Source organism: Streptomyces sp. NPDC012935, from assembly GCF_042900345.1.
GTDB lineage: Bacteria > Actinomycetota > Actinomycetes > Streptomycetales > Streptomycetaceae > Streptomyces.
This window is the reverse complement of the sequence record NZ_JBIBBC010000001.1, coordinates 1,170,942-1,197,225: the sequence shown is the minus strand read 5'-3', so window position 1 is coordinate 1,197,225 and position 26,284 is coordinate 1,170,942. Positions and strand designations below refer to the sequence as shown.

General features: G+C 68.1%; 16 protein-coding genes and 2 pseudogenes. 7 read left to right on the top strand and 11 right to left on the bottom strand.

What is annotated here, in order from left to right:
- Positions 1 to 19: 19 nt before the first annotated feature.
- Positions 20 to 799 carry an IclR family transcriptional regulator gene (locus ACFY5C_RS05210; protein ID WP_389440549.1) on the bottom strand — a complete coding sequence of 260 codons (780 nt, stop codon included), beginning with the start codon at positions 797 to 799 and terminating at the stop codon, positions 20 to 22.
- 285 nt (positions 800 to 1,084) lie between these two features.
- Positions 1,085 to 3,151: a SpoIIE family protein phosphatase gene (locus tag ACFY5C_RS05205; RefSeq protein ID WP_389440547.1), complete on the bottom strand. Its 2,067-nt coding sequence runs from the start codon at positions 3,149 to 3,151 to the stop codon at positions 1,085 to 1,087.
- Between the two features lie 263 nt (positions 3,152 to 3,414).
- Here ACFY5C_RS05205 and ACFY5C_RS05200 point away from each other — a divergent pair, with 263 nt between their 5' ends.
- Positions 3,415 to 5,886 carry a SpoIIE family protein phosphatase gene (locus ACFY5C_RS05200; protein WP_389440545.1) on the top strand — a complete coding sequence of 824 codons (2,472 nt, stop codon included), beginning with the start codon at positions 3,415 to 3,417 and terminating at the stop codon, positions 5,884 to 5,886.
- 99 nt (positions 5,887 to 5,985) lie between these two features.
- On the opposite strand, the gene ACFY5C_RS05195 is transcribed toward ACFY5C_RS05200, so the two are convergent.
- Both ACFY5C_RS05195 and ACFY5C_RS05190 read right to left on the bottom strand, forming a co-directional pair.
- Positions 5,986 to 6,876, bottom strand: coding sequence for a hypothetical protein (locus ACFY5C_RS05195; protein ID WP_389440542.1), 891 nt, complete (start codon positions 6,874 to 6,876; stop codon positions 5,986 to 5,988).
- Between the two features lie 214 nt (positions 6,877 to 7,090).
- Positions 7,091 to 7,561, bottom strand: coding sequence for a flavodoxin family protein (locus ACFY5C_RS05190; protein ID WP_389440539.1), 471 nt, complete (start codon positions 7,559 to 7,561; stop codon positions 7,091 to 7,093).
- Positions 7,562 to 7,900: 339 nt separating this feature from the next.
- Between ACFY5C_RS05190 and ACFY5C_RS05185 the strand changes: the two genes are divergently transcribed.
- Positions 7,901 to 8,428, top strand: a complete 528-nt coding sequence (locus tag ACFY5C_RS05185; RefSeq protein ID WP_389440536.1) for a DUF1062 domain-containing protein — start codon at positions 7,901 to 7,903, stop codon at positions 8,426 to 8,428.
- 535 nt (positions 8,429 to 8,963) lie between these two features.
- The gene (locus ACFY5C_RS05180) at positions 8,964 to 9,236 is read left to right on the top strand and encodes a branched-chain amino acid ABC transporter (RefSeq protein ID WP_389440533.1); all 273 of its coding nucleotides are present in this window, start codon (positions 8,964 to 8,966) and stop codon (positions 9,234 to 9,236) included.
- 12 nt (positions 9,237 to 9,248) lie between these two features.
- Here the strand turns inward: ACFY5C_RS05180 and ACFY5C_RS05175 are convergent, their stop codons facing one another.
- Positions 9,249 to 9,656 (bottom strand): hypothetical protein, encoded by a 408-nt coding sequence (locus ACFY5C_RS05175; protein WP_389440530.1) that lies wholly within the window; start codon positions 9,654 to 9,656, stop codon positions 9,249 to 9,251.
- Positions 9,657 to 9,987: 331 nt separating this feature from the next.
- On the opposite strand from ACFY5C_RS05175, the gene ACFY5C_RS05170 reads away from it, so the two are divergent.
- Positions 9,988 to 10,503 (top strand): DinB family protein, encoded by a 516-nt coding sequence (locus ACFY5C_RS05170; protein ID WP_389440527.1) that lies wholly within the window; start codon positions 9,988 to 9,990, stop codon positions 10,501 to 10,503.
- A 179-nt stretch (positions 10,504 to 10,682) separates the two neighbouring features.
- Here ACFY5C_RS05170 and ACFY5C_RS05165 read toward each other — a convergent pair whose 3' ends face one another.
- Positions 10,683 to 10,994, bottom strand: coding sequence for a hypothetical protein (locus tag ACFY5C_RS05165; protein WP_389440524.1), 312 nt, complete (start codon positions 10,992 to 10,994; stop codon positions 10,683 to 10,685).
- A 118-nt stretch (positions 10,995 to 11,112) separates the two neighbouring features.
- Between ACFY5C_RS05165 and ACFY5C_RS05160 the strand changes: the two genes are divergently transcribed.
- Positions 11,113 to 11,640, top strand: a complete 528-nt coding sequence (locus ACFY5C_RS05160) for a hypothetical protein (protein ID WP_389440522.1) — start codon at positions 11,113 to 11,115, stop codon at positions 11,638 to 11,640.
- Between the two features lie 701 nt (positions 11,641 to 12,341).
- Here ACFY5C_RS05160 and ACFY5C_RS05155 read toward each other — a convergent pair.
- Positions 12,342 to 12,491 (bottom strand): hypothetical protein, encoded by a 150-nt coding sequence (locus tag ACFY5C_RS05155; protein WP_389440519.1) that lies wholly within the window; start codon positions 12,489 to 12,491, stop codon positions 12,342 to 12,344.
- Between the two features lie 36 nt (positions 12,492 to 12,527).
- On the opposite strand from ACFY5C_RS05155, the pseudogene ACFY5C_RS05150 reads away from it, so the two are divergent.
- Positions 12,528 to 13,442, top strand: a pseudogene (locus ACFY5C_RS05150) (helix-turn-helix transcriptional regulator).
- A 248-nt stretch (positions 13,443 to 13,690) separates the two neighbouring features.
- On the opposite strand, the pseudogene ACFY5C_RS05145 reads toward ACFY5C_RS05150, so the two are convergent.
- A pseudogene (locus tag ACFY5C_RS05145) lies at positions 13,691 to 13,882 on the bottom strand (CorA family divalent cation transporter); the annotation flags it as partial.
- 400 nt (positions 13,883 to 14,282) lie between these two features.
- On the opposite strand from ACFY5C_RS05145, the gene ACFY5C_RS05140 reads away from it, so the two are divergent.
- Positions 14,283 to 18,272, top strand: a complete 3,990-nt coding sequence (locus ACFY5C_RS05140; RefSeq protein ID WP_389440516.1) for a P-loop NTPase fold protein — start codon at positions 14,283 to 14,285, stop codon at positions 18,270 to 18,272.
- Between the two features lie 436 nt (positions 18,273 to 18,708).
- Here the strand turns inward: ACFY5C_RS05140 and ACFY5C_RS05135 are convergent, their stop codons facing one another.
- From ACFY5C_RS05135 to ACFY5C_RS05125, 3 genes are all read right to left on the bottom strand, one after another.
- Positions 18,709 to 20,112 carry a hypothetical protein gene (locus tag ACFY5C_RS05135; RefSeq protein WP_389440514.1) on the bottom strand — a complete coding sequence of 468 codons (1,404 nt, stop codon included), beginning with the start codon at positions 20,110 to 20,112 and terminating at the stop codon, positions 18,709 to 18,711.
- A gap of 432 nt (positions 20,113 to 20,544) precedes the next feature.
- On the bottom strand, positions 20,545 to 21,381 hold the full coding sequence (locus ACFY5C_RS05130; RefSeq protein ID WP_389440512.1) for a hypothetical protein: 837 nt from the start codon (positions 21,379 to 21,381) through the stop codon (positions 20,545 to 20,547).
- Positions 21,378 to 26,027: an AAA domain-containing protein gene (locus tag ACFY5C_RS05125; RefSeq protein WP_389440509.1), complete on the bottom strand. Its 4,650-nt coding sequence runs from the start codon at positions 26,025 to 26,027 to the stop codon at positions 21,378 to 21,380. The genes ACFY5C_RS05130 and ACFY5C_RS05125 overlap by 4 nt, the downstream gene beginning before the upstream one ends.
- Positions 26,028 to 26,284: the final 257 nt, after the last annotated feature.

The window sequence follows — 26,284 nt, the reverse complement described above, 5'->3', positions numbered from 1 at the left end:
TGGGACAAGGACACGGATTTCAGATAGTGAGCGAGAGGCCTCGGGTCACGCGGCTCGCGGTCGGGAGCAGGCGCGCCCGGACCTCCTCCAGACGGGCCCGGGTCTCCTCCAGCCGGGAGCGCCGGTCGGCCCGCAGCGACACCCCGAGCGATCCGAGGGTGCCCCCGCTGTAGACGGGCACCGCGACGCAGACCGTGCCGAGGGCGTACTCCTCCAGGTCCGTGACCGCCGGGGCCAGCGGCTCCGAGTCGAGCCGCCGGATGAGCTCCGGAGGGTCGGTGATGGTCCTGGGCGTGAGGTCCGCGAGCCGGTGCCGGGACAGGTAGTCCTTGCGCGACTCCTCATCCAGCTCGCGCAGCACGGACTTGCCCAGCGCCGTGGCGTGTCCCGCGTCCTCGAACCCCACCCAGAGATCGACCCGGGGAGCGCGGGGGCCGTCCACGATCTCGGCGACCCGGATCTCGCCCTCCTCGTAGAAGGTGAGGTACGCGGCGGTCGACAGCTCGTCCCGCAGCGCGGCCAGCGTCGGGCGTATCCGGCTCAGCAGCGTCTGCGCCCGGCCCGCTGTGTGCAGGGTGCCGATCCGCTCGCCCAGGATGAATCCGCCGTCGTCGAGTTTGCGCACGTATCCGTCGTGGACCAGCGTCCGCAGCAGGTGGTACGCCGTGGCCAGGGGCAGGCCCGTCTCCCGCGCCAGCTGCTTGGCCGGCGCGCCGTTCTCGTGCGTGCTCATCGCCTCCAGCAGGCGGAAGGCGCGCTGTACGGAGCCGATGAGCGTAGGGCCGTCCTGAGCACCCATAGGAACAGCGTGCGCCGGGCGCCCGGCGCAGGCAAGGCGGGCCCGCCCCCACAAGGCTGGAGCGGCTCGTCCGCGGGGCTGCGGCTCGGCCCGGGGCGCTGGACCGGCTCGGCCGCGGGGCTGCGGCTCGGCCCGCGGGACTGGACCGGCTCGTCCCCGGGGCTGGAGCGGCTCGTCCGCGGGGCTGCGGGTCGGCCCAGGGCGCTGGACCGGCTCGTCCGCGGGGCTGGAGCGGCCCGGCCCGCGGCGCTGGACCGGCTCGTCCGCGGGCTGGACCGGCGCGGCCTACAGCACCCGCGCCACGAGAAGAGCCACGTCGTCGTGGTCGTCGGGGTGGCGCAGGCCGTACAGCAGGAGGTCGCAGGTCTCCTCCAGCGGCCTGTGGGGTTCGTCGAGGAAGCCGAGGAGGACGTTCAGGCGGTCGTCGATGGGATGGAGCCGGGTCTCGACGAGGCCGTCTGTGTAGAGGACCAGCAGGTCACCGGGGCCCAGCTCGACCGTGGTGCTCTCGAACGGGATGCCGCCGACGCCGAGCGGGGCACCGGTCGGCAGTTCGAGCAGCTCCGGGACGCGGCCGGGGCGGGCCAGTGCCGGCGGCATGTGTCCGGCGTTGGCGATGTGGCACTGCCCGGTGCGGGGGTCGTACACCGCGTACAGGCAGGTGACGATGTAGTGCTCCAGATCGCAGGTGATCTTGTCCAGGTGCTGGAGCACGGAGCCGGGCTCGAGGTCGAGATCGGCGTAGGCACAGGTGGCGGTGCGCAGCCGGCCCATGGTGGCGGCGGCGTCGATGCCGTTGCCCATGACGTCGCCGACGACCAGCGCCGTCTTGTCGTCCTCCAGCGGGATGACGTCGTACCAGTCGCCGCCGACCTCGCTGGTGGCCTGGGCAGGCTGGTAGCGGGAGGCGAGCTCCAGACCCGTGTGGTGCGGCGGATGGTCGGGCAGCAAGCTGCGCTGGAGGGTCAGGGAGGTGTTGCGCACGCTCTGGAACCAGCGGGCGTTGTCGATGGCCACCGCGGCCCGGCCGGCCAGCTCACTGGCCAGGACGACGTCGTCCTGGTCGAACGGCAACGGATTGCGGGTGCGCTTGAGGTCGAGGGCGCCGAGCACCTCGCCGTGCGCGATCAACGGCACGGCCAGATAGGAGTGCACGCCCGCCCGCGCCAGCAGCTCGGTGGCCTCGGCGTCCTTGGCGATACGCGGCAGATCCTGCTCGCCGACATGGCGTACGAGGATCGGCCGGCCGGTGTGCACGCACAGGGTGACCAGCCGGTCGCCCTCGTACGCGGCGAGGTCGCCGGGGGAGTCGGCGGCGCGCAGCGCCACGCTCGGGTAGGCCGCCTTCAGCGCGAGCGCGCGGAACAGTTCCGGGCCGTTGTCCGGCTTGCGGTTGCGCCGGCAGGCCAGCGCGGCGTCCAGGACGTCCACGGCGACCACGTCGGCCAGCTCGGGAGTGGCGACCTCCGCCAGCTCGTGGGCGGTCCGGTCCACCTCCAGCGTGGTGCCGACCCGGGTGGAGGCGTCGGCGATCAGGGCCAGGCGCCGCCGTGCCCGGTCGGCCTCGGCTGCCGCGCGGTGCCGCTCGGTGACGTCGACGAACGAGATGGCCGCGCCCAGGACCCGCCCGCCCGGGTCCTCCAGCCGGTAGAAGGACAGCGACCAGGCGTGCTCGTTCTCGGGGTCCGCCGGCGGGCGGCCCACGTGGTACTGGTCCAGCAGCGGCGTGCCGGTGGTGAGCACCTGGCGCAGACAGGACTCGATCGTGTCGATGTCTGGCAGCGGCAGGGTCTCCCGCAGCCGGCGGCCGACGTGATCCTCCGCCGGGGTGGCGTCGATACGCTCCAGTCCCGGGTTGACCAGCAGATAGCGCAGGTCCGGGTCCAGGAGCGCGATCCCGATCGGGGACTGGTTGATCAGCCGTTCGCACAGCGCCAGGTCCGTCTCGACCCGTTGGAGCAGGGAGTGGTCGGCCGCGATGCCCAGGGCGTAGACGTCACCGAGATCGTCCAGCAGCCGCATGTTGCGGAACTCCGTCAGCCGGGTGCTGCCGTCCTTGTGCCGCACGGGGAAGGTGCCGGCCCAGCTCCGGCCCGTCTCCAGCACCTCCGTGAACAGCTGCACCACGGCCGGCAGCTGATCGGGGTGGATGAACAGGCGCGTCGCATGCGTGCCGAGGGCCTCCTCGGCCGTATAGCCGAAGAGCTCCTCGGCCTGCGGGGTCCAGAAAACCACCCGCCCGTCGGCGTCCACGACCACCGCGGCCACGCTCAGCACATCGAGCAGACCGGTCGGCCGGGACGGCTCCGGCGCGTACCCGCCTCCCGCGGACTCGAAGGATCCGGCTGTCATCCCAGCTCCTCCTTCACCGGCCGGCACGGCCTGCCGACCTCGGCCACGGTCGGGTACCACGATCGGGGCGACCGGCACCTCCATGCTCTCTCCGCCCTCCCGGTCCTGCCCGGTGAGAGGCCGCCTACGGGCCGCCCCCGCCCACCCGCCCGCACGTCAGCGGAACGGGACCGGGGCCGTCGGCCCGTGCACATCGGGCGGACAAGCAGGAACATGGTCGTGTAGAAGACGGGACGGGACCCATGGACGCTGCGTGAGGACCCATGGATGCTGCGCGAGAAGAACCGGAGGCGCCCACGTCCGCAGGACCGAGCGCCATATTCGACGCGTCCACCGACGCGGCGGCGGTCGTGTCCGGACACGGTGTCGTCATCGGCTGGACCCGGGCCGCGGAGGAGCTCCTCGGCCACCCCGCCTCGGAGATCGTCGGTTCCCCCGCCGAGCGGCTGCTGGCGGTACCGAGTGACCCGGTCCGTGCGGCCGGCGTCGCCGAGCGCTGCCGGGAGGGCATGGGATGGAACGGTCTTATTCCGCTACGGCACCGTGACGGCCGCCGCGTCGATGTGGACCTGCGGGTCTCCGCGTCCTTCCGCATCACGGGGGACGAGTGCTTTCTGATCTCGGCACGGCAGCGGCGCCGGCAATGGGCGGTCGGCCAGTCCATGCTCGACGGATTCCTGACCCGCTCACCGGTCGGCATGGCCGTGCTGGACACCGAGCTGCGCTACGTCTGGCTCAACGACACCCTGGAACGCTTCGGAGGTGTCCCCCGCGAACAGCGCCTCGGCCGCCGGCTGAGCGAACTGCTGCCGGGGCTGCAGGCGGAGACCATCGAGGGCCGGATGCGCAAGGTCCTGGAAACGGGCCTGCCCGTCACCGACTACGAGTACGTGGGATGGAGTTGGGCCGACCCCCACCGTCAGCACGCCTACTCCACCTCGTTCTTCCCCCTGGTGGACCCCGACGACTCGATCACCGGCGTCTGCTACATGGTGCTGGACGTCACCGAGCGGTGGAACGCCCGCCAGCTGCTGTCGCTGGTCAGCGAGGCCGGAACCCGCATCGGTACCACGCTGGACGTGCTGTGGACGGCTCAGGAACTGGCCGACTTCGCCGTCCCGCGCTTCGCGGACTTCGTCGTCGTCGACCTGCTGGAGCCGGTGCTCAGCACCGAAGGGCACGGAACGTGGCTGACCGACGCGGGCCCGGCCCCCGCCAAGCCGGTGATGCGCCGGGCCGGCATGAGCTCGGTGCGCGAGGGCTGCCCGGAGGCGGTGGCGCGGGTGGGGGAGCGGGTGGACTTCGTCCCGCCGCCGCACGACGCGCATCTGCTCATCGACGGAGGGCCGATCCTCATCCCGGTCCTCGACCCCTCCGACGAACTGTGGAACTCCGAGCAACCCGCACGAGCGGCCCGCATCCGCGAGTTCGGCCTGCACTCCCTCATCTCCGTGCCGATGCGGGCACGGAACACCACCCTGGGTCTCACCACCTTCATACGGTCGCGCAATCCCGTCTCCTTCCAGCCCGACGACGTCCTCGTCGCCCAGGAACTGGTGGCCCGAGCGGCCCTGTGCGTCGACAACGCCCGCCGTTACACCCGGGAACACACGGCCGCGGTCACCCTGCAACGCAGCCTGCTGCCCCAGGCCCTGACGGGGGGTACGGCACTGCAGGTGGCCTCCTCCTATCTGCCCGCGGACCCGAGCGGCGGGGTCGGCGGGGACTGGTTCGACGTGATCCCGCTGTCCGGGGCCCGGGTGGGCCTCGTGGTCGGCGACGTCGTCGGCCACGGCATCACGGCGGCGGCGACCATGGGCCGGCTGCGCACCGCCGTACAGACCCTGGCCGACATGGAGATGCCGCCCGACGAACTGCTGGCCCACCTCGACGACCTCGTGCTGCGCCTCAGCGAGGAGCGGCCCGAGGTCGAGCCGAGCGGGGCAGCCCACCAGGGCATTGCCGGGTTCCTCGGCGCCACTTGCCTGTACGCCGTGTACGACCCCGTCACCCGACGCTGCACGATGGCCCGCGCCGGACACCCGCCGCCGATCGTCGTCGCGCCCGACGGGCAGGTCTCCTACCCGGAACCCCCTGCCGGGCCCCCGCTCGGGCTGGGCGGGATGGCCTTCGAGGCCTGCGAGATCGAACTCGCCGAGAACAGCCTGCTCGGCCTCTACACCGACGGCCTCGTCGCGGACGCCGACCGCGACATGGAACGCGGCATGTCCCGGCTCGGCGACCTGCTGTCCCGGCGGGACCTCGACCTCGACACGCTGTGCTCGTCCGCGGTGCGCGAGCTCGTGCCCGCGCCGCAGCCCGACGACATCGCCCTCCTGCTTGCGCGCACCCACGCCCTCGGCGCCGAGCACGTCGTCTCGTGGGACGTGCCCGTCGACCCGGCCGCCGTCGCCGACATCCGGGCCCGGGCGACCCGCCAGGTGACGGAATGGGGTTTCGCGGAACTGGCCATGACGACCGAGCTGATCGTGAGCGAACTGGTCACCAACGCCATCCGCTACGCCGAACCCCCCATCCGCCTACGCCTCCTCCGCGACACCCGTCTGACCTGCGAGGTCGCCGACGGCAGCAGCACCGCCCCACGACTGCGGCACGCCCGCAGCATGGACGAGGGCGGCCGCGGCCTGTTCCTGGTGGCCCAACTCACCCATCGCTGGGGCGCCCGTTACACGGCCGGCGGAAAGATCATCTGGGCCGAACAGGAAATTCCCTGACCGCCGACAGCGGTGTGCCGGGCCCGACTGCACGGGCCCGGCACACCAACCGACGTGCGAATCCCCTAAGGGACCAGGATCAGCTCCTCGTCTCCGCCATCACCACCCGTGCTGCTTCTTCTCGTGCCCGGAGTGCTTGGGCTTGTCGGGCTGCTTGGGGTGATCCGGCTTGACGGGCTTGCTCGGGTAGTCGGGCTTCACCGGCTTCACCGGGTGAGCGGGCTTGGCCGGGTAGGCAGGCTTGGCCGGGTACGCGGGCTTGACGGGGTGGGCCGGCTTGGCGGGGTACGCGGGCTTGACCGGCTTGGCGGGGTAGGCGGGCTTGGCCGGGTACTCAGGCTTCACCGGTTTTGCCGGGTACACGGGCTTCGCCGGGTAATCCGGCTTCACAGGCTTGACCGGGTAGGCGGGCTTGGCCGGGTAGTCGGGCTTCACCGGTTTGGCGGGGTAGGCGGGCTTCGCTGGGTAGTCGGGCTTGACTGGCTTGACCGGGTAGGCGGGCTTGGCCGGGTAGTCGGGCTTGACTGGCTTGACCGGGTAGGCGGGCTTCGCCGGGTAATCCGGCTTCACAGGCTTGACCGGGTAGGCAGGCTTCGCCGGGTAGTCGGGCTTCACCGGCTTGACCGGGTAAGCGGGCTTGACGGGGTGCACCGGGTATTCCGGCTTGACTGGCTTGGCCGGGTACTCGGGCTTGACCGGCTTGACCGGGTATTCGGGCTTGACCGGGTGTACCGGATACTCGGGCTTGACCGGGTGTACCGGGTAGGCGGGCTTGACCGGGTGTACCGGGTAGGCGGGCTTTTCCGGGTGTACCGGGTACGCCGGCTTGGCGCCGTGTGCCGGATGTGCGGGCTTGGCCGGGTACGGCGGGTGCGGGGTGGTGTCGTCCTGGGCGTGGGCGGTGCCCGCGCTCGCCAGTGCGGCTGCGGCGAGCGCGGCAGCCATGGCGGCGGGCGCCAGAACAGATCGCCATTTCGGCGATGTCGTCATCTTCCACTCTCCTCGACTTGGTTCAGGGCCTCGTGACGGTTGGTCAGCACCAAGAGCCGGACAGTGGAATGAATAGGAAATACGGTGATATGAATAACGCCGCGACGCCCATAAGCCACCGGATGGTGTAGCACCCGGGGGCCAGTTGGCCCGGAACCGGCGAGGCTCGGAGGGGCCCCGCCCAACGGAGTGGCGGCGACCGCGACCCCGGGTGTCAGGACACCAGCCCTCGCCCGTCCCGCAACCTCCCGGCGAACGCCCGCGCGGCGGCCAGGTCCCCGGCGTTGGGCCGCTGCTTGTTGATACCGCCGAGGATTTTGAACGGCGTCCAGGTGTCGAACGCCCGGCACGAGAAGCTCCCGTCCACCTCGAAGCCCTTGCCTCGGAGGAGCCGGACGAGGGGGCGGGTGAAAGGCGCCGGCGAAATCTCGGGGAGCCCGCTGGTGGCGAACACGAACGTCCGGCCTCGCCCGGCGGGAAGTGCCTTGACGAACTCGGTCAGCCGGGGGTGGAGCCTGCCGTAGAAGACGCCCGAGCCGAATCCCACGAGGTCGGCCCCGGCCAGCTCCGCCAGGTCGGCCTGCTCGGGCGCGACCACCTCCGCGCCGAGTACGTCGGCCATGCTGTTGGCGACACGACGCGTATTGCCGTGCGACACGGACGTGCACACGATGACGGTCCTCATCCTCACGATCCCTTCTCTCGCTTTGACAGTGAGGACCGCACAGAGGCACTCAGACGTGACAGCCGCCCGGATGTGACGCGGTGTCATCGCCTGCGCGACAGCGGCCGCGTACGCGTTGAACCTGCTGTTGAGGCGCTCGAAAACCAGTGGCGCGGCGCTGCCGGCCGCCAATAACGTGGCTGCCGATCCAACTCCCCCAGGCAAGGACGTGCCGTTGTACACCGTGTGAGACCTCCCGAGAGCTGATTTGTCGCGCGTCGCGCTTATGCGCCGCGCTCCTTTTTGCTGCGGACTTCTCACTGGAACCGGTGTACTTCTGTGCTCAATAGCTGGGTGGTCATGCCCACCTGCCTGCCGCTCGTTCTCCGCCGTTGCCACACCTGCGCGTCCGAGCGCTTCCGGGCGAACGGCAAGTTTCGCGTCAACGCGAACCACAAGCTCCTCGACGTCTGGCTCCTCGTGCTCTGCACCGCTTGCGGGGAGACTGCGAAGCTCACGGTCCTGGAGCGGATGAACGTGCGCTCCGTACGGCCTGAGCTGCTGGACCGGCTGCACGACAACGACCCCGGCCTGGCAGCCGAGTTGCTCCAGGATCCGGTCGTGCAGCGCCGCAATCGCATCGCCCTCGACTGGGGCAACGCCTGGCGCCTCGACACGGGCGGATCGGATCACCTGGACCGTGAGGTGATCGACGTGTCGGTCCGCTTCGCGGCCCGGATCCCCGTCCGGCCGGTGCGACTGATCGCTGAAGGCTGCGGTCTGTCGCGGGCCGAGGTCGAGAGACTGCTCGCGGAGGGGAAGCTCGTTTCGGCGGTCCGGCTGAGCGGCAAGCTCTCCGGCGACTTCACCTTCACGCTCAAGCGCTGAGCCTACGGGTCAGTCAGGGCCTGTCCGGCAAGATCCGCCCGACAGGCCCTGGAGGACCACTCCCGCGCGGCGCCCCCGGTGAAATCAGGGCCGTCCTTGCGCTTGAATCCCAGATGCCGTGACGCAGCATCGCCGGGATGTCCGCCTGCGCCGGCTCGTCGCCGGCCCGGCCGGGGGCGGCGAGGCCTGCGGCGCGGAGGTCATGGCTTCCTCACGGTGACGGTGTACGTGTGGATGGCGGCTCGGTACTTCTTGTCGGGGTTGGGACTGCCGCTCGGGACAGGAGACGGGGTGACGGGACCGCCGGCATCGCCGCCGCCTGCGCATGCACCATGCGGGCACTGGATGAGCCGGATCTTCGTCGTGCCCCGACCCGACGGCCCTGAAGTCGAAGAAGCCGTTCCGCTCCCGCTGCCGACGGCGTCGTCGGCCTCGATCTCCTCGCGCTTGTCCGTCTACCGGACGACTTCAGGGTCGGGTTCCGGCACCGTCGCTCTGCTGGCCCGCCACTTCACCACCCGCCTGGGGTCCGCCGATGCCTCACACCCGCTATCTGATCGCCGTCGCCGCGCTCTGCTGCGCCATCACCTGGGCCCTGCGAGCCCTGCCCTGCACCGCCCTGGAGCCTCTCATCCAGTACCTCAGTACCCACATGCCCACCGGCGTCCTGGTGATCCTCAGCCTCTACACCGTGCGCACCCTGCCGCTGACCGAGGTGCGCGTCCTCGCGCCGCTGGCCGGCCTGCAGCCCGCCGAAGCGACAACCATCGTGCTTCGGCTCACCTCGTCGAGACAGCCGCCCCGATGAGGGGAAACGTCTTTAGCCGGTGACGTTGTCCTTCTCCCCGGTGCGGAACATGCGGCTGACGGCGTCAGTGAACCGCTTTCGCCCTTTCGGCGACCGGTTCTCCCTGTCGATCAAGAAGCGCGCCGTCTGTGCCGTGTCGCGAGAGGGGTGACCCACCTGATGGAGTTGCCAGTAGCGGGCTACTCGTCGATCCAAATCTGCCAGGTCAGTCCGGCCGGTCCGCGCCAGAAGCACCGGGCCTCTCCAGCTTTCTGGAGCTGTCAGGGCCACTACGCCCCCGTCAGGGGTGTAGGCAGCTGTGTACTCGCCCTCTGCAACATCGATTGCCTCCATCCAGTTCGCTGCCTGGACGAAGGACGTGAAGACGCAAAGATCTTCCGTCTGGTCGAAGACGAGCACCGTTTCGCTGGGAAGCTCCATGCCGACATCCTGACAGCCGGTCTACGGGCTACCTGCGCGGCCTGGTCAGCGCGACCTTGTGGTGCGGGTCCTGGCGAGGGGGCGGTGACCCGGAACGGACGACCGTTGCCTCCGCCTGCAGCGACGATCTGGCCACCGTGACACTCGACGAGGAACTCGACCGTGCGGTGGGCATCCTCTCCATCGGCGACATGGCAATCCAACGGAACGCCAGGGCCTGGCCGGTGGAACGTGCCGGGTCGGCGTGCCCAAGGCGGATGAGGCGGTTCTCGAAGGGGTCCCGCTCATTAATCACTCGACCGCCCGTCGGACCTGCGGGAAACTCCCCGCGATGACTCAACGAACCGATACGCCTCCCACCTGGGACGAGCGCACGCAGCTGATCACGTTCCTGGAGTACGCCCGTGACACGGCGCGAGCCAAGTGCGAGGGCGTGTCCGCACAAGACGCCCGCAGGGCCCCGCTCCCGAACTCACCGCTGATGACCCTGTGCGGGCTGATCAGCCATCTGCGGTGGGTCGAGTACCACTGGGTCCAAGTGATGTTCCTGGGGGAGGAACCAGCGGGTCCGCTCACGCAGGCGAGTGACGACGACCCCGACCCCGAGATGCGGACAGCGCTGGACATCCCGTTGCCCCAGCTTCTCGCCGCATACGAGGAGCAGAGCGACCGCTACCGTCGCCTGCTGTCCGACCACGACTTGAACTCGAAGGCCAAGCGACCCATCAGCGACGGCCGCCACGTGGACCTCCGCTGGGTGATCCTTCACCTCATCGAAGAGATCTCCCGGCACAACGGGCATCTCGACATCGTGCGAGAGCTCGTCGACGGACAGACCGGCGTCTAGGCCCCTTCGGCTGGGCACGAGCGGAGCCCGCGTCTGATCGAAGCGACGGTGCCGGTGCCGTGGAAGACGTAGGCACGCTGTCGAACCTCGTGACCACAGCCCGACGCAAGGCCAGCGGACGCGTCCGCCGTCACCGGCGAGGTGGGTCTTGCGCTCGGCGACATCAGCGCCGCCAACCGCTACTTCTTCCGGCCGGCCTCGATCGTCAATGCGGCTACGAGGCCAACCGCCCCCGCAGCCATCGAGCCGAAGAAGACCCCGTCGAAGAGCGCACTGTTGGCGCCCTCAACTGTGCCGTCCTCATGCCGGCACGACTTCTCGAAGGGGAAGCTGGCGGTGTGCAGATCTCCGCAGCGATTGTGCAGGTCTTCATTGAGCACGCTTGCCTTGACCCAAGAGAGCCCCCACACCAGGAAGAAGATCCCGGCGCAGGCGCACACGGCTCCCCATAACCGGTTCAGTCGAGCGTCGAACGTGCCGGGCCTCGTCATGCGCTGGAGCGTACGCGCCTTTACGGCGACGACCGCCGCGGGCGCTCGTCGTCGGCACTCGCAGCTGCCATGCCCCCGGATACACTGCTCCGCTCCACTCTGACTGGAGGTCATCCGAGTGTCCCCTGCACGGGTACTTGCCGGTGCTCCGTCGGCTCTGGTGATTCTCGCCCTCTCCGGCTGCTCCTCCCCTTGGAGTTGCACCGACACGACGGCGGAGCGCGGTGAGGCCGGTGTCAGGGTGCAGGTCGAGGACACGTCTGGGCGGCCTCTCGGCGTCACGGCTGCGGTCGTTGACTGGCGCATTGAGCCCCACCCGCAGGTGCCCTCCGATGGTGACCAGGTCCACCTCCACTACCGCTTCGACGGCGCCGACGAGATATCCGGCCCTGCGGTGGACGCCTGCGCGGTCGACAAAGTGCGCATGGCGTTGGGGTGTCAGACGGTCTATTCGTCCGAGGCGTTCGGGCCGGACGGTGACCTCACGGGGGACGCCTGGCTCGCCGTCGAGCACCCTGAGCAGGTTGCCGGAGTGCTGTTGATCCCCAATGACCAGTCCTACGACGGACGAACCTGCGAGCAGGACATCAAGGACGGTGGTGGGCCGCATCCTCCGGAACCAGCCAGCGTGGGGGACCAACTGTAAGCCGTCATTTCAGTCGGGAGCCGGCGGTGACGTAACGGATCGCGACGTGAGCGGATGGGCGGGATGCCGCGGGCCAGCGGATCACGGCCTTGCTGTTCAGAAGGTTCGCGCGGAGATACCGACGGACAAGGGCAGGCCGTGACGGTCGACGATGAGATGGATTCTCGACCTCACGCCCGACAGCCCGAACCCGGCGGCAGTTGGTTCCAGATGCCGTCCCAGGCGGCCACGAAGATTTCGCCGCCGGCACCTCACGGTCCCCTCGATCGCCGAGTGCTCGCCCAGGACGCTGTACGGGACCACGGCCGGCCGCGGCGCCGACTTCGTGGCGGCGATCAGTCCGAGCGCTTTGCGACGTTCCATGGAGGGGGCCTCGTATTCGATCGGTGGAGGGGAAAGGCGCAACGGTCGGTGGTGTGGTGACCGAGGCGCGATTTCAGGAGACCGCTTCTGAGCCAGGCGTGGCAGGTCGGGTTTATGGGGGGTACAAGCTCGACCCCCCACCCCGCGGGGTGGGGGGTCGCAGCGTGGAAGGCATGCCGCACCCGACACCTCCCGGACACCCGCGCCGTGTCAATCCCCTGATTTCATAAGGACGTTGGTCATGCAGCCTGGCTCTGGCCAGAAGAACCGTGCATGTCGCAGCGATGGCCCGAACAGGGGAGGAGACGCGGACGGCGCTCCTCCCGTTGAGCGCCGAGTCATTGCTCGACGAGGACCTTGAGGCTCTTGCGGTCGGCCATGCCCCGGTATCCGGCCGGGACGCCGTCGAGGTTCGTGGTGGCGTCGAAGACCGATCCCACGAAACCGGCAGTGCCGCAGGTGGAGAAGGTTGCGTTTATGGGGGGCACAAGCTCGACCTCCCTCCGAGCGCCCCGGTGGCTACGGTGGAACGCAAGGACGACCACAGTGGCCACCGCACGGAGATCCGGGACTTTCTCGCCGGCCGACGCGCCAAGATCACCCCTGAGCAGGCCGGTCTGCCCACCAGTGCCCGGCGCCGGGTCCCGGGGCTGCGGCGTGAGGAAGTCGCCGTCCCGGCCGGCGTGAGCACCGCGTGGTACACCCGCCTGGAGAAGGGCCACATCAGTGGCGTCGCCGAAGACGTCCTCGCCGCGGTCGCCCGAGCCCTGCAACTGGACGAGGACGAACGCACCTACCTGTTCTCCCTGGCCCGCGCCGCCAGGCCCGCCCGGCGCACGCCGTCCCGCCGCAAGGACGTCGAGGTCCCGCCCCGCATCCAGTGGCTGCTCGACTCCGTCACGATGTCCGCTGCCTTCGTACGCAACGGCCGCTTGGACGTCATTGCCCACAACGTGCTCGGCAGGGCCTTGCACGCGCCGATGTTCGAGAGCCCCACCATCGACAAGCGCGGCCGCACCAACTTCGCCCGCTACCACTTCCTCGATACCGGCTCACAGGACTTCTTCGTCGACTGGGAGGCCGGCGCCGCCGCCACCGTTGCGTTGCTGCGGGCCGAGGCCGGGCGTGAGCCGCATGATCGGGCCCTGCGCGAGCTGATCGGCGAACTGTCCACCGTCAGCGCCGACTTCCGCACCATGTGGGCCGCGCACGACGTCCGTATCCGCCACGAGGGCGTCAAGCGGCTGCAGCACCCCGAGGTCGGCCTCCTCGAGCTGACCTACCGGTCTCTGGACCTGCCCGTGTAGCAGCGAGCTGTGCACGACCTGAGCCTCTACACCGCCGAACCGGGCAGCACGTCCGAAGAACGCGTCACACTCCTCGCCAGCCTGGCAGCCACCCCCGCCTGGGCGACCGAGACCACCGACCAACTGCGCTGAGCAGCCTGCTCAGACAGTTGTTGCCGGCGGCTGTGTTCCGCCGGAAGCCCACCGCTCTCCGTGTCGGCCTCCGCTTCCGGATGGCGCCTCAGCGGCGGGGCTCTGGCAGGTCAGCGGTCGCGGTCGCGGGAGCCGGCCCGATTCGGGTCGCGGCTCATTCTCCTCAGATGCTCCCAGCGGCCTCGAGCGCTCCGTCAGCGCCTGCGATCGGAGCCGCATCCCCCATGGCAGCACCTCGCGGTGATGACTCAGAGCCAGTCCTTCCGCTTGAAGATGAGGTACAAACTGGTGCAGACTCCCGCCATCAGCAACACCGCGAACGGGTACCCGAACACCCAGTGCAGCTCCGGCATGTGATCGAAGTTCATGCCGTAGATCGTCCCGACCAGCGTCGGAGCGAACAGGATCGCCGCCCAGGACGAGATCTTCTTGAAGTCGTCTACCAGGTGGCGCTGACCTGGAACGATGTGACATTCGCTGTCGCTGACCTGCGGCGATGAGGCTTTCAGGTTCGGGCCGCGATATGTAGCCCATTCTCCCCACGCGCTCCCCAGCGCCGCCCGTACTCCCCAAATTCTCCCCAGGGAGCGGCTCGTTGAGTCACGGGGCGGCGCTGCGGTGCCCGTGACGTCGAGAGCCCTGTTCACAGTCCGTTACCAGCACCGGACCGCCTTGCCGCAGGCGGATTGCGTGCATGCTTGGGTTGCGTAGTCCACAGACGCCTGCCTATGCGAGTTGCTCCGGCGGTTCGGCTGAGCCTGGCGCGGGCTCCGATTGTCAGTGGTGACCCATATCATCCGCTCACCCGTATAGAGCCGGTTCGGAGCGGAGCGGTACGACATGGCACGACGACGTCCGTGGATCATCGAGGACAGCGCGATCGACTCACCGGATCAAGATCGTTTTGATCACCGGTCAGTGAGTCGTGAACTTCTCGATATCGTTCGCGGCTCCACTCAGCCGCTCGCTGTCGGACTGCTCGGGCCGTTCGGCAGTGGCAAGTCCTCCGTCGTGCGTCTCCTCGCAGATGAACTGAGAGGGGACAAGAAGTGGGCGATCCTGCACTTGAGCGCCGAGCGGCACAGTGGCTCAGCCCGGGCAAGGGGATTGCTGTACGGGCTGCTTGACGAAGCTCAGCGGCAGAGGCTCATCACTGTCGGGAAATGGGAATCCGAACGGGCTTGTCTGGACGGCGGGCGGCAGCGCACTGCGTCGCGTCCCACTGCTAATGCCGCCAAGCCAGGGGGCACGCGGTGGTTCACCTACCCCGCAGCCGCTGGTGTTGCGCTGGCGTGGCTTCTCGCCTCCCTGGTCACGATCTGGCTGCTCGGCACTGTTGTGGTGACGGTCGGCCACTTCAGTGGCCTCGGAGCCGGTGTATCGGCCTGGACCTGGTTCGCAGCTCAGGGGGCTGGACCGCTGACAACTGCCTTGTCGGGCGCTGCCGTCGTGGCCTGCGTTCTCGGGACTGCCAAGGACGGCGCGCTGTCCATGTTGAAGAAGCACGAGATCACCCTCACCACACCGCGTCCGGAATCCACAGACGACCTGGAGCAGGTGTTCTCCGGGCTGATCGAAGCCATCGATCGCCGATTGGTCATAGCCATCGATGACATTGACCGCCTGGCTGCAAGTGAAGTGCTCGAAGCCATCACCACCGTGCGCAGCCTGCTGCTCACCGGTACGTACCACAAGCATCCGCCCGTGTTCCTGCTCTCCTGCGACGAGGACATTGTCCGAGAGGCGATTGTCGGCGTGCGTCCGGGGCTGGCCCATCGGCCCGTCCAGCGGGACCGCGGCAGTGGACAGCATGTTCCGGCCCGGGCCGCCGAACGCAAGGCGACGGAAGAGGCCGCGCAGGAGTACTTGAACAAGCTGTTCACCGTTCGGCTCGTGCTTCCTGCCCACCACGACGCAGATCTCCGTCAGTACCTTGAGCACCTCCTCACCCAGCCCGAACCACACCAACTGGTGGCCCGGCTTGGCGGTATATCGGCCCTGCGTGACGTACTCGAAACGCTGATCCACCCGGACGTCCGTGATCCCCGGCATGCCATCCGCCTGCTTAATGCCTTTTTGGCTGACTACGGCCTTGCTATCCGACGTGAGCAGGACAACGGCGCGTCCGCCTGGATCGCCCGCGGTGAAGTCACCGGCCACCCCATCACCCTGGCCAGGCTGACTGTGCTGCGCCACGATTACCGAGCTTTGTACGACGCCATTCGCGCCGAGCACGACCTGCTCGCGCTCTTGGACGACGCCCTGCTCAACGCGCCCAGCGCGCTTCGCGATCCGCTCCTTGATGCCTACGTCATCAAGGCCGAGCAGGATGGTTCGGAAGACGGATCAGGCGACGACGTCGGTGTCTTGCCCCGTCTCGATACCGCGGCGCACCCCGGACTGAGCTATCTGCGGGCCACGGCCTTCCGGGCGCGGATGGGACGCCCCGAGCACCTGACGCCGCTCCTCACTTTGGGCTCCACTCCGGCCAGCCGTGCGCTGGGCAGTGACCAAGCAGCAGCCGTCCAACGTGAACTGCTTCAGCGTGATGCCGATGCCTTCCGTGACCGCCTCACAGCTATCGACATGCGCGCACGTGTGCTACTTGCCGCGACCCACGCCTTGGGGGCAGCGCGCCCCGGCCAGGACCTCGACAACACGATGGCAGCTATCGTGCAGGCTCTCGCATCCACGCCTGGCCTTACAGACCACCTCGACTCCAGCGGCGACCCCGTCAAACGCGCTCTGCTCAACCTGACCGACCGCATCGCCAGCCGACGCACACAGACCCGAGAAGCGGTTGCGGCCCACCACCTCATCGGGATCCTCCGTCTCATACCCCCGGCTCACCTACCCTCCCTCTACACCAGTCTCAGCGTTCCTCCCGCACCGGCCCCCGGAGTCACCGCCGAGACAGATCAGCCGGCTTTCGCGTGGGCCAAGGCGCTGATCCTCCTCCCTGCCAACGAGCACGCTCAGCAGCTGCGACCCGCCGTGGAGAAGTACTTCCGTATCCTCGCCCGCACCGGTGGGCCCGAGCACCTGAAGGCATGGCTCGTAGAGCATGCCGAAGCGCCCGCAGCACAGCGCGCCCTCTGGCCACCAGACGCGTATCAAGCGCTCCTCACGATGGCCAGGCGTGCGGCGGACAGCACCACCACAGCCGAGGTCCGCCGTGCTATTGACGAGGCAGCCAACTACCACCACTGGCAGCCGCCAGTCATGCGCGGCGTCCTGGAATGGCTGTCTGCCGACTCTGACCCACTGCGCAGACATGCGGTGGACCTTCTGCGTCAGCGCACGATTCCCAAAGACGAATGGGGCCGAGCCACCGCCTCTGATGCGGCAAGCGACGCCACGCTCGCCACAGAGCTCCTCGGGCACGCGGCCACGTTCCTTATCGATGACGATGATGCCGAGAGCTCCGAGAGGACCCTGGAACTCCTCCACCGCTGGCTACGGATCCTCGGTGACCGCACCGCCCCCGACGGACGCCACGTCAGCACCGTCGTTGCCGAGGCACTCGGCCAAACCGCACACACATGCCAAGAGCTCGCCTCGGCAGCAGCCGGCATTCTGTCCGACCTACAACAGCAGGACGCGGCAACCTGCGCCGTGGCCATCGCAAGTCATCTTAGAGAAACGGCATCCAGCGATGTCTCTGTGGCCGACGCCCTCGCGGAAGCCGTGCTGACGTTCATGCGGGTCAGGACCAACGACCCCACAGCCAAGGATGCCGCTCGCGCATGCCGTACGGCCCTGACGGCCGGCTTCACCAGCGACGATGCCCAAAGCGCTTTCGCACGTCGGCACCTTGCCGCGGTCATGACCACTGACGCGGGCCGCGAGGCGGGCGAAGTACTGATCGACGAATTCACGCCCCGCCTCGCACAGCAGCACATGCCCCTCAGCGCAGATCACTTCTCAAGCCTCCGTGTTCTGCTTGGCAACCCGCCTACGAGAGCCGCCCGCCTGGGTCAGGTACTACAACACCTCCACAATCGGATGGGCACGCAGCCGGCTGAGAATGCAGGGTTTGCGGCCCACTACGTGGCGGACCAGACAGTCGGCGTGCAGTGGCTCACATGGATCACCCAGCACTGGGCCGCCATTCCTGACCATGAGCGCTCACTCGCCGTGGCCGCAGCTCACCGTCCAGATCTGGCCCAGAGCAACGGACTTCCCGACCTGCTTGCCCAACACCTCCTGGATACGGGCGAGGCAGGATCGTGGCAGCATGCCGCAGCCCTCTGGAACGCAGTCGCCTCGGAACGCCAAGTGGCCCTGCTCGTGGCCGCGAACGGCCGCTGCCCTGCCCTCGCCGATCGAGCGGCTCAAGCATCGACAGATATCCTCATCACAGCACTGAACGCAGCGACAACCCACGAACTACCTGCTCTTCTCATCCTCATCTCGACGAGTCCGCAGGCTTCCCAGGCCATCTCTGACTACCTCGACGACGCTATTGCGGCTCGCGAATGGAATGAAGCAGACGCTGTACTCATCGCTGCCGCTTGCTCTGACCTCGCGCCCCTGTGGAAAGTCCTCCTGGCGGCCCTTTCAAAGGGCCCAAGCACGATCGAACGCGTCGGCCCGCTCATCGCCGTGCTGCTTACGCGCGCCCCCGACGACCCTCCCCGCAACCTCGTTGACGAGATTGCTCCTGTGCTCCGCGACGCGACAGCCGCCAGTGCCGCAGCGCTCGGCTACGCCGTTAAGCCCGCACCTCACATCGCCACGGCACTGCGCCGCACCCTGCACGGACACAGCAAGACTGCTGCGGAGAAGGAACGGACAACGGCCTTTAAGCAGGCGGCAGGACTTCGATGATGACGTCACTGACTGTCGGTCCGTCACCGCGTGGTGATCGACGGCAGCCGGCGCTGCGGTCGCAGGGTCTGCGGGACAGTTCGGGGTCGCGTACCTGTTCAGTGGAGGGTGCTGGCTTACGTTTCTCGTGGTACTCGCCGGGCTGCCAGGTGGTGCTGGGGGCCCTGAGCTATCCAGGGCAGTGGGCCGGCGGCCTTGTCCGAGCCGATGGTGAAGAGGTTCATGATGATCGGCCTGTGTTAGGCGCACCGCATGAAGCGAGTGGTGTCACTGGCGAAGTTGCCTGGTTGGGCAGCGCTCGGTGGCTCTGCTGGGGAGGGCCGAACGGGAAGGTCGGGCGGGCTCGCTAGGTGGCGGAGTCTGATGACGCGTGGTCCCCGGTTGGCCAACCGGGGACCACGCGTCATCAGGGATCAGCGGGATTGCCGGAAGTAGGTCACAGCAGGCGGCGCGTCCTGCGGATCGGGAGGATGCTCAGGGCCATGACAGTCCCGTCTTCGTGGAAGGAGATCGGACCGCTCCAGCGCCTGCCTGCGTCCGTGCCGTACCAGTTGGAACGGAGCTTGTAGGCCGCATGTCGGTACTCCTCGACGCGCCCCTCGCTGATCAAGTCGTACAGTTCCTCGACCATGCCGGAGAACGCCTCGATTCGTACGGTCTCCATGCGGAAGACGTGATCCGTGCCGACGAACTTGGTGTTGCCGATCATGATGTGCGCATCGTGGACGCTGGCCGTGGCGGCGAAGGCGGGGACGTCGTAGTGCTGTCGGCCCTGGCCCTTGGTCAGGTACTGGGCTGTTTTGGGTCCTCCGCCGGCGAATGCGGTAAGGCCGGCGCTTCCGGTACGGGCCAGGAGTTGACCGAACCAGGCGAGGTCCTTCTCGGACACCTGAAAACCGTCGACGGTCCGTTCCCGTTTCCCAACGTGCGCGGGTATTCGGATCGCGTTCGGGTAGGGGATGCCGCTCCTGTCCTCCGCCTCAAGATCGGCGTTGCGCGGCGCTTCAGGTAGACGCTCGGGGAGGAGGGCTTCACCGGGTGACTGGAGGGCGTTGACCACGACTCCGCCCTGTCCCATCAGCTCGGTGGAGAGCAGAAGGCACTGCGCTGCGTTCCATGGGCCGATCTGCATGCCCTCAGCGAGCTCTGATCCCCTGGCCAACTGTCGGACTGTGGTGCTGCGGGATCGGCTGGTCCGCTTGCTCGGCTTCTGGTGGTTTCCTCTGCACACCACGAAGGTGACGATCGACGCTTCGCCGGGCTTCCAAGCCTCGATGAGGTAGTCCGGTCGTGGCCGTGAACCCTTCGACCGCTCCGAGCCGCCCAAGGCCCAACCGGCTCGCAGCACCGTGCTTGTGTCCACGACCGAGACCACGTGGTCCGGGTACTGCTGTTTCACGATGTGCTCGGCCACGGCGAGTCCGAAGCCGACGCCCAACTCCTGGGACTGCATTGCCTTGTACCTGCGCTCGGCAGTCCGGCCCTTGTCCGTGAGCTCCAGGGCTCCGGCCCGGTCGCCGTGAACTGCTTCGCAGTACTTCAGGCTCTGCCAGTGTTCCGCGAGTCCTCGTGCCATGCCCTGTCCGGCCAGCACGTATCCCCGCGCCATGGCATGCAGCACCTGCCACGGTGTCAGCTCGATGATCCGACCGCACTCGGCGCGCGCAACGGGCTGCAAGTCGGGCTTTCTGCGCCCTGCTTCCTGGCCCTTCTCACGTCGTTGTTTGTCGATGGCCGCCGCTGCCTTGTCCGTGTGCTCCACCAGATCAGCCGTCGAGCGGACGTGGACCGTCGTCGTGAAGCTGAGTTCCTTGAGGATCTGTCGCGCGGTTCTTGCCATGCGTCCCCCTGCGGTGTCCGCGTGCTCCGGCCGGCCGAGAACGGTAGGCCGGAGCATTGGGGCGCACACAAGTGCGCAAGCTGCACTGGGGGCAGAAAATTGGCCATACGTGAGGCATGCCGCAAGGGCCAAGACTTGGGCGACGTACCGGCAGCATCCCGCACGTGCCAAAGTCCCACCTGGTCGACCGTCACCCGCGGGGAAGGTGTGGGCCGGATGCCGTACTTGGGAGGGGAGCCCATATGGCCTTGCTGTCTTCGAACATGGTCTGGCTGACCTGGCCGGGGCTACGGCGTCGACGTCAGCGAGTGACCTTGCGGGCCCGCGTTATGTGTGGGTTAGAGGGCCGTCTGTGCAGCGGATGCCGGACATCCGCCCCGTGCTCAGACTCGTCTGACGAGCTGGGCGCGGGGCGGAGCTGGTTTACGTTGGTCAGGTTGTCTTGGGCTGGGAGTCGGCGAGGTCGTTCAGGACCGCGTTGACCACAGGCCAGCACATGTTCAGTGTGTCGCGGTCCGGGGCATGAGCCTCGCGAATCTCGGCGCGTGGGTGGACGAAATTGCGGTACCTGCGCAGTTCGTGGCAGAAGCGCTCGACGTCGGAGCCGATCCATCCGGCCTCGTGGCAGGTCTTGATCAGGGTGTCCAGGCTGACGTTGTCCGGTGACTTGTTGCCGAGCAGGGATGCGTCGCGTTCCTGGACCACGTGGACCAGGACGCCTTCGAGGAGGCTGCCGAGCATGATGATGGCCGCTACGTGAGCGCCGTTGGCGTAGCAGGTGCGTGCCTCGTCCAAGCGGTGCTGGAGGAGCCCGGCCATCTTCTGGTCGTTGATGAGGTCTGACATAGCTGCCCTGAGTTCGACCGGACCCTGGTTGCCCGGGTGGGCAAGTGAGGGGTCGCAGGCGATGAGGCGGGGACGGCCGCCGGGGTTCTCCAGGCGTACGCCCTCGTGGATGAGGAAGGCGTTAACGGCGGAGACGACGGCGGGGAGCTGCTCGGGTTCATCGAGGTACTCGCGTGGGTCGGCGAGCCGGAGCAAGACCTTCGCCAACTCCGCGGGGTCGTCCCGGCGTTCGGTCAGACGAGCCAGGGTCCAGTCCATCCGGTAACCGTCGTACTCCGGAACCTGCTGCCAGCCGGCACGTTCGAGGAACTGCGCGATTTCATAGCCCTTGCGGTAGTAGAGGTGGTCGTTGCCGCAGATGACGCGGGCCAGCTCTTGCAGGGTGTTGACGTCCAGGACGCCGAGTGGGGACTGCGTGGTCATGCCGGCCCTTCCGTACTGGGGATTTCGGTTTCGTCGTCTTCTGTCATGTCGAGGGCAGCGATCGGATCGGCCGCGTCCGGGCCATCGGAGGATTCCGGCATGTCCTCGGTCAGCTCCTCGTCGGTGGAGAGGTCGAGGGGGGTCCACTTCACTCCGGCGGACGAGGAGGTGGGCGTGGCATGAGACCAGTCGCCGGCGTGACCGGACGTGGCCGGACGGATGCCCAGCCGGTTCAGTTCCTCCCACAGGCCGGTCAGGGCCTCCTCGGGGTCGAACCGGAATTCGCTTTCGGGGATGCGCCAAAACGTCCAGCCGACCCTCTGGAGTTCGCGATCACGCTGCTGGTCGTGCCGGATCTGTTCGGGCGTCGAGTGGTACCGCTCGCCGTCGCACTCCACGGCCAGGCGCCCCCGCGCCCCCACAACGACGAGGTCGATGCGCTTGCTTCCTGCCGGGTACTGCGGGATGACGTGATACCCGCGGGCTTTCAGACGCAGGTAGACGTGCTGCTCGAAGAGCGATTCGAACGGCTTCTGCGGGACCTCGCTCGACACCTCCCCGAGGTCGTTGGAGTTGGCCAGCGCTGCGGGTGGGTTCTCCATGTAGGCAAGGAGGTTGAGGCGGAGGTCTCCGGACTTCAGGCGGTCCCCCGGCACCGAGTAGAAGAGCCGCATCTGGTCCTGGGCGCGGGACGCGGCGACGTTGTACGCCTGTCGCTCGCTGCGCGCGCCGCCCGCGATGCGTGGCGGGTCGGTCGCGACCATGGACAGCAGGATGACGTGGCGTTCGTCTCCCTGGAACGATGCGGGGTTGCCCACACGTATCTGGTGGCGTTCACGTACAGGCGCCGGAATGCGCTCGTTGATCAACTGTTCCAGGAGCTTGACTTGGCCCACCGGCCCTTGAAGGGCGATGACGCCCATGGTCTTGTCCCGGTAGGCGGGATCCTCCACCAGCTGGGCCAAGCAGTCGACGATGGTCTCGGCTTCCTTCGGGTTACGGAGTCGGCTGTCGCGTCCCTGGGTGACGGCTCCGTCGACGAAGTGCGTCACGAGCGGATCGAGGCGGTCACCGCCGTACTGGCGCAGTGGCTGCAGTTTGTTGTTGTAGAAGGTCTGGGAGGACCAGCCGATGATCTCTGGCATGCACCGGAAGTGCTCCTCCAGCCGGATCACCTTTGGGAAGAACGTGGACAGCAGCTGATAGAGGTTGGTGGCGGGGCCGTAGAGAGTGCGTAGGCTCGGAGGCATGTCCGGCAGATGGGAGATGAGCCGGTCGTGGATCGCCTGGTGACGGCCCATGCCGCTGAGCGAGGGCGCGCACTGCTTGTCGTCCCCCACGACGATCACGCGAGGAGCGAGCCACATCAGGAACAGCGCGTCCATGCCTGCCTGGCTCGCTTCGTCAACGATGACCACGTCGAACGCATCCCGCTTGGGCGCCACCATCTCGGCAACCTGCGAGATGGGCATGACCCACGCCGGGACCGCTCCCTGCGCCGTCCGCATGGCGTCGTGCGCTGCGGCACGGTAGCGGCCCGCGCTCCGGCCCTTGCCCTTGCCGTACGAGGCCATGTGGGTGCGATACGCCTGCAGCGCGGACCGCTGTTCCTGTGTCATGCGTTCCAGGCAGTGCAGCCGACCCCAGGTGGCGGCGAGTTCACCCGTCAGGTCCTCCAGGTTCCTTTCGCACTGGGCCAGTTCGCCTTCGAGCTGACGCTCACGGCCCGGGGTGCGCTTGCGGCGTACGAACGCGGAAGCCACAGCCCAGGCCCACGCCTCGGCCAGTGAGTCCAGCCGCGACTCCCATGCTGGATCGCCGGGGTCCTGCGTCAGCCGGTCGGCGAGCAAGGGATGTGCCCTGCGAACGCTGTCCAGGAGCACAGCGCACTGGCGTCGACGATGCTCACGCCTGTGGGCGTCCCGCAGCGCTTCGATCTCCTTGGTGTAGCGGTCGATGTCCTGTTCTCGGACAGCCTGGGCGGCGGCCAGTGCTTCGGAGGCGGGGTGAGAACCTTCCACCGGCGTACGGAGCTGCTCCTCCCACGCGCCGATCCGGGCCATGGCCTCATCGGCTGTCTGCCGACCGGAGAGGGCGGCCAGCGCGGTGGTGAAGTCCTGCCAGGCAACGCGGGAGGTGAGCGCGACATGCAGGCCGTGGCGTACGAGCAGTTCGTCGATGCGTTCTCGGGCGGCGCCGAAGGCGTCGACGTGCTTCAGGCGTGTGTATGCCTCGGCCAGGGAGGCCAAGCGGAGTGCCAGCGGCCCATCAGAAATGGGAACTCCTACCTGTGCCCACCGCTCCGAGAGCGTGGCAACAACCGAGTGTGCGCGCAGGTGAGTGAGGACGGAGTCGAGATCGTCGAGTGTTTCGGGCGGGTGACCGTCCACGGTGCATGTGTCGAGGAGCTCTTGAGCGGCCTTCTGCGGCTTCGCGGCGCGGAAGCTTCCGCGAGGACGCAGCTTGCCGCCCGAGGCGAGATGGTCGCGCAGCGCCGAGCCCGTCGAGACCAACGCATCGGCGTGGTGCGCGGAAAGTTGCTCGGGCACGACGATGCGCTGCATGCCTTGCTCTTCCAACTGCTCGGACACAGTGGCGAGTTGATCGGCCAACCCGGAGACCCGACGCCACAGGAACAGGTTCTCGCGGGAGAGCCGGTCCGTAAGGGCCTTGGTGGTCCACTTGCCGGTCTCCCATTGCCTGGCCGACGGCGGCAGACCGAGGTGGTGCAGGGCCGTATGGCAGTCGCCCGCGAGTGAGGTCAGCTCATCAGCGACGGGAGCGTGGAGCTGTGCCAGTTGATCGCGAATGTCAACCGCTTCGGGCGATAGGCCGTCATCCGTGACGCGGCTGGCTGCGAGTGCCTGGGCCAGGTCCTCGGAGGTGGGGAGAGTGTCGGGATCGGGCAAGGTGCCGCCCGCGCGTGGCTCCGCCGCGCCGTCGCGCAGCAGGGTGAGCAGTTCTGCGGCCTGCGCGGGGGAGAGCGGGGGGATGGAGAGGGCCGGCCCTCGGTCCGGAACGAGGCCGATCCAGGAGTGATGTTCAGCGTTGTCGCATACGCGCTGCACGACGGATGCGAGGATGCCGGCGTAGCCGGGCGCGACCTCTGGGTGCCGGTAGACCTCCGCCTCCCGTAGGGCGATCACCTGCTCGTTGAGTGAGCTGATCCGTCCCCGCACCTCCTCACGGCGTGCGGAGAGGCGACGGATCTCGTCCCGAAGCTGATCGGGGTCACTGGCGGCGACCTGGTCCGTCAGGGCGTTGATCGTGCGTTCCAGTTCGTCTGCCCCGTCCTGCCGTGCGGAGCTGAGGAGGAGGACGCATAAATCCCTTACGGCGGGCGGCAGTTTGTCCCGCAGGACCGTCAGGGCCTGGTCGCGGGCACTGGTCACCAGGACCCTCTGTCCCTGTGCGAGCAGTGCGGAGACCAGGTTGGCGATCGTATGTGTCTTGCCGGTACCCGGCGGACCCTGCACCACCACGCCTGTGTCGTGCTCCAGCCGTCGCAGTACGCTACGTTGCCGTTCGTTGGTCTTACCCGGGAAGAGCGGGTCGTCCCCGAAGAGGGGCGGGATCTCGCGGCCGCCCCAGGTGGCGCGCTGCTCGGAGTTCAGGGGTAGTACGAGCTGGGCGAATCCCAGGGGCGCGTGTGCCTCAGAGGCGACGCTGTCCGCGATTCGGTCGTAGAAGCTCAGCAGCGCGTTACGGTCCCGCGGCCGCAGCACCAGCGCAGGCGCGTAGGTGAGGCGGGCGCCTGTCTCAGGCTCGCGCGGAGGCTGCCACTCGGCGCTGAAGGCAACAGGACGCTGCAGCACCAGCTCCTGCCACTGGGCCAGCTGGTCCAGGGCCTCCGATCCCAGCAGGTGCATCGACTTGGCGGCTATCTCCTCCGCGAGCGCGGCCGAGCGCTCCGGAGCCCAGCCGTCGTCGGTGTCGAGGAACGCCTGATCCTCAAGCCGCACCGCGCCTTCGGACATGAGACGGACCGTGAGCCGGGCAGTTTTGCGGTCCACCGAGGTTTCCACTCGGTGCGTGAGCAGATGGCGGTGGACGGTGTCCACGCGCGGATCGCTCCACGTCAACAGACCGGTAGCCAGCACGAGTTCGAGCTGGTCGTCCTGCTGAGTGAGCTTCTGGTGCCAGTGGTAGACCTGCTCGTACAGCTCTCTCAGCGATCGCTCCGCACGCTCTCGCTCCGCCCACCGGCGCCAGCGGTCGAGCCACGGACCGTAGGCGCGCAGCACTTCGGCCGCATCCTCGCGGCGGACGGTGTGATCGTCTGCTTCCTCCCACCACTGACGGCCGTCAGCGGCGCGCACCAGTTCCCGCCTCGGCCCCTCGATGGCGAGTGGCGGATCACCGCCATCGGCATCCTGACACCGCTCTGCGGATATCCACCCCTCCAGCACCTCCGGCAGGGAGGGCGGTGCCGTTTGCGGCACGTGGTCGAGCGCGAGTAGGAGGCCGTCGACTCGGTCCGACGGACGCCGTACGGAGGCGGGCAGGTTGGCCAGCCAGACGCGCTCCCGTGGGCGGCGGTCGTCGCGGAGACGGTTTTGGCTGCTCTGGACGACTTCTTTGAGGAAGCCGATCAAACCGGTGGTCTGTCCGATGACGTCAGGGTCGTTCGCGGCAGGTCGTGGCACGTTCACCTTGCTCCCCTCGGCTGGTGGCGAACGTTTCAGAATGGGGTTGCCGGACAGGCTGGACAACGCGCTTCAAGAGAATGGCGCGATATGCGTGGCGCATAGGCCGATTCGACATGCTGCCCCGATCAGTGCGTCGGTAAGCGGTGCGAACGCATGTCCGGGCACGCGCTAGTCCGCTGTCCACCGTGGGGTGGAGTCGCCGCCGAAAGACATCGCGACTGGCTGATCTGTGCCCTTACCGAAGCCTCCACGTC

Bases quoted from the DNA above. Each gene is read 5' to 3' on its own strand.
- ACFY5C_RS05135 (WP_389440514.1), bottom strand. From the start codon at position 20,112: ATGGCAAGAACCGCGCGACAGATCCTCAAGGAACTCAGCTTCACGACG.
- ACFY5C_RS05180 (WP_389440533.1), top strand. From the start codon at position 8,964: ATGCCTCACACCCGCTATCTGATCGCCGTCGCCGCGCTCTGCTGCGCC.
- ACFY5C_RS05175 (WP_389440530.1), bottom strand. From the start codon at position 9,656: ATGGAGCTTCCCAGCGAAACGGTGCTCGTCTTCGACCAGACGGAAGAT.
- ACFY5C_RS05195 (WP_389440542.1), bottom strand. From the start codon at position 6,876: ATGACGACATCGCCGAAATGGCGATCTGTTCTGGCGCCCGCCGCCATG.
- ACFY5C_RS05140 (WP_389440516.1), top strand. From the start codon at position 14,283: ATGGCACGACGACGTCCGTGGATCATCGAGGACAGCGCGATCGACTCA.
- ACFY5C_RS05165 (WP_389440524.1), bottom strand. From the start codon at position 10,994: ATGACGAGGCCCGGCACGTTCGACGCTCGACTGAACCGGTTATGGGGA.
- ACFY5C_RS05210 (WP_389440549.1), bottom strand. From the start codon at position 799: ATGGGTGCTCAGGACGGCCCTACGCTCATCGGCTCCGTACAGCGCGCC.
- ACFY5C_RS05190 (WP_389440539.1), bottom strand. From the start codon at position 7,561: ATGAGGACCGTCATCGTGTGCACGTCCGTGTCGCACGGCAATACGCGT.
- ACFY5C_RS05130 (WP_389440512.1), bottom strand. From the start codon at position 21,381: ATGACCACGCAGTCCCCACTCGGCGTCCTGGACGTCAACACCCTGCAA.
- ACFY5C_RS05185 (WP_389440536.1), top strand. From the start codon at position 7,901: ATGCCCACCTGCCTGCCGCTCGTTCTCCGCCGTTGCCACACCTGCGCG.
- ACFY5C_RS05170 (WP_389440527.1), top strand. From the start codon at position 9,988: ATGACTCAACGAACCGATACGCCTCCCACCTGGGACGAGCGCACGCAG.
- ACFY5C_RS05205 (WP_389440547.1), bottom strand. From the start codon at position 3,151: ATGACAGCCGGATCCTTCGAGTCCGCGGGAGGCGGGTACGCGCCGGAG.
- ACFY5C_RS05200 (WP_389440545.1), top strand. From the start codon at position 3,415: ATGGATGCTGCGCGAGAAGAACCGGAGGCGCCCACGTCCGCAGGACCG.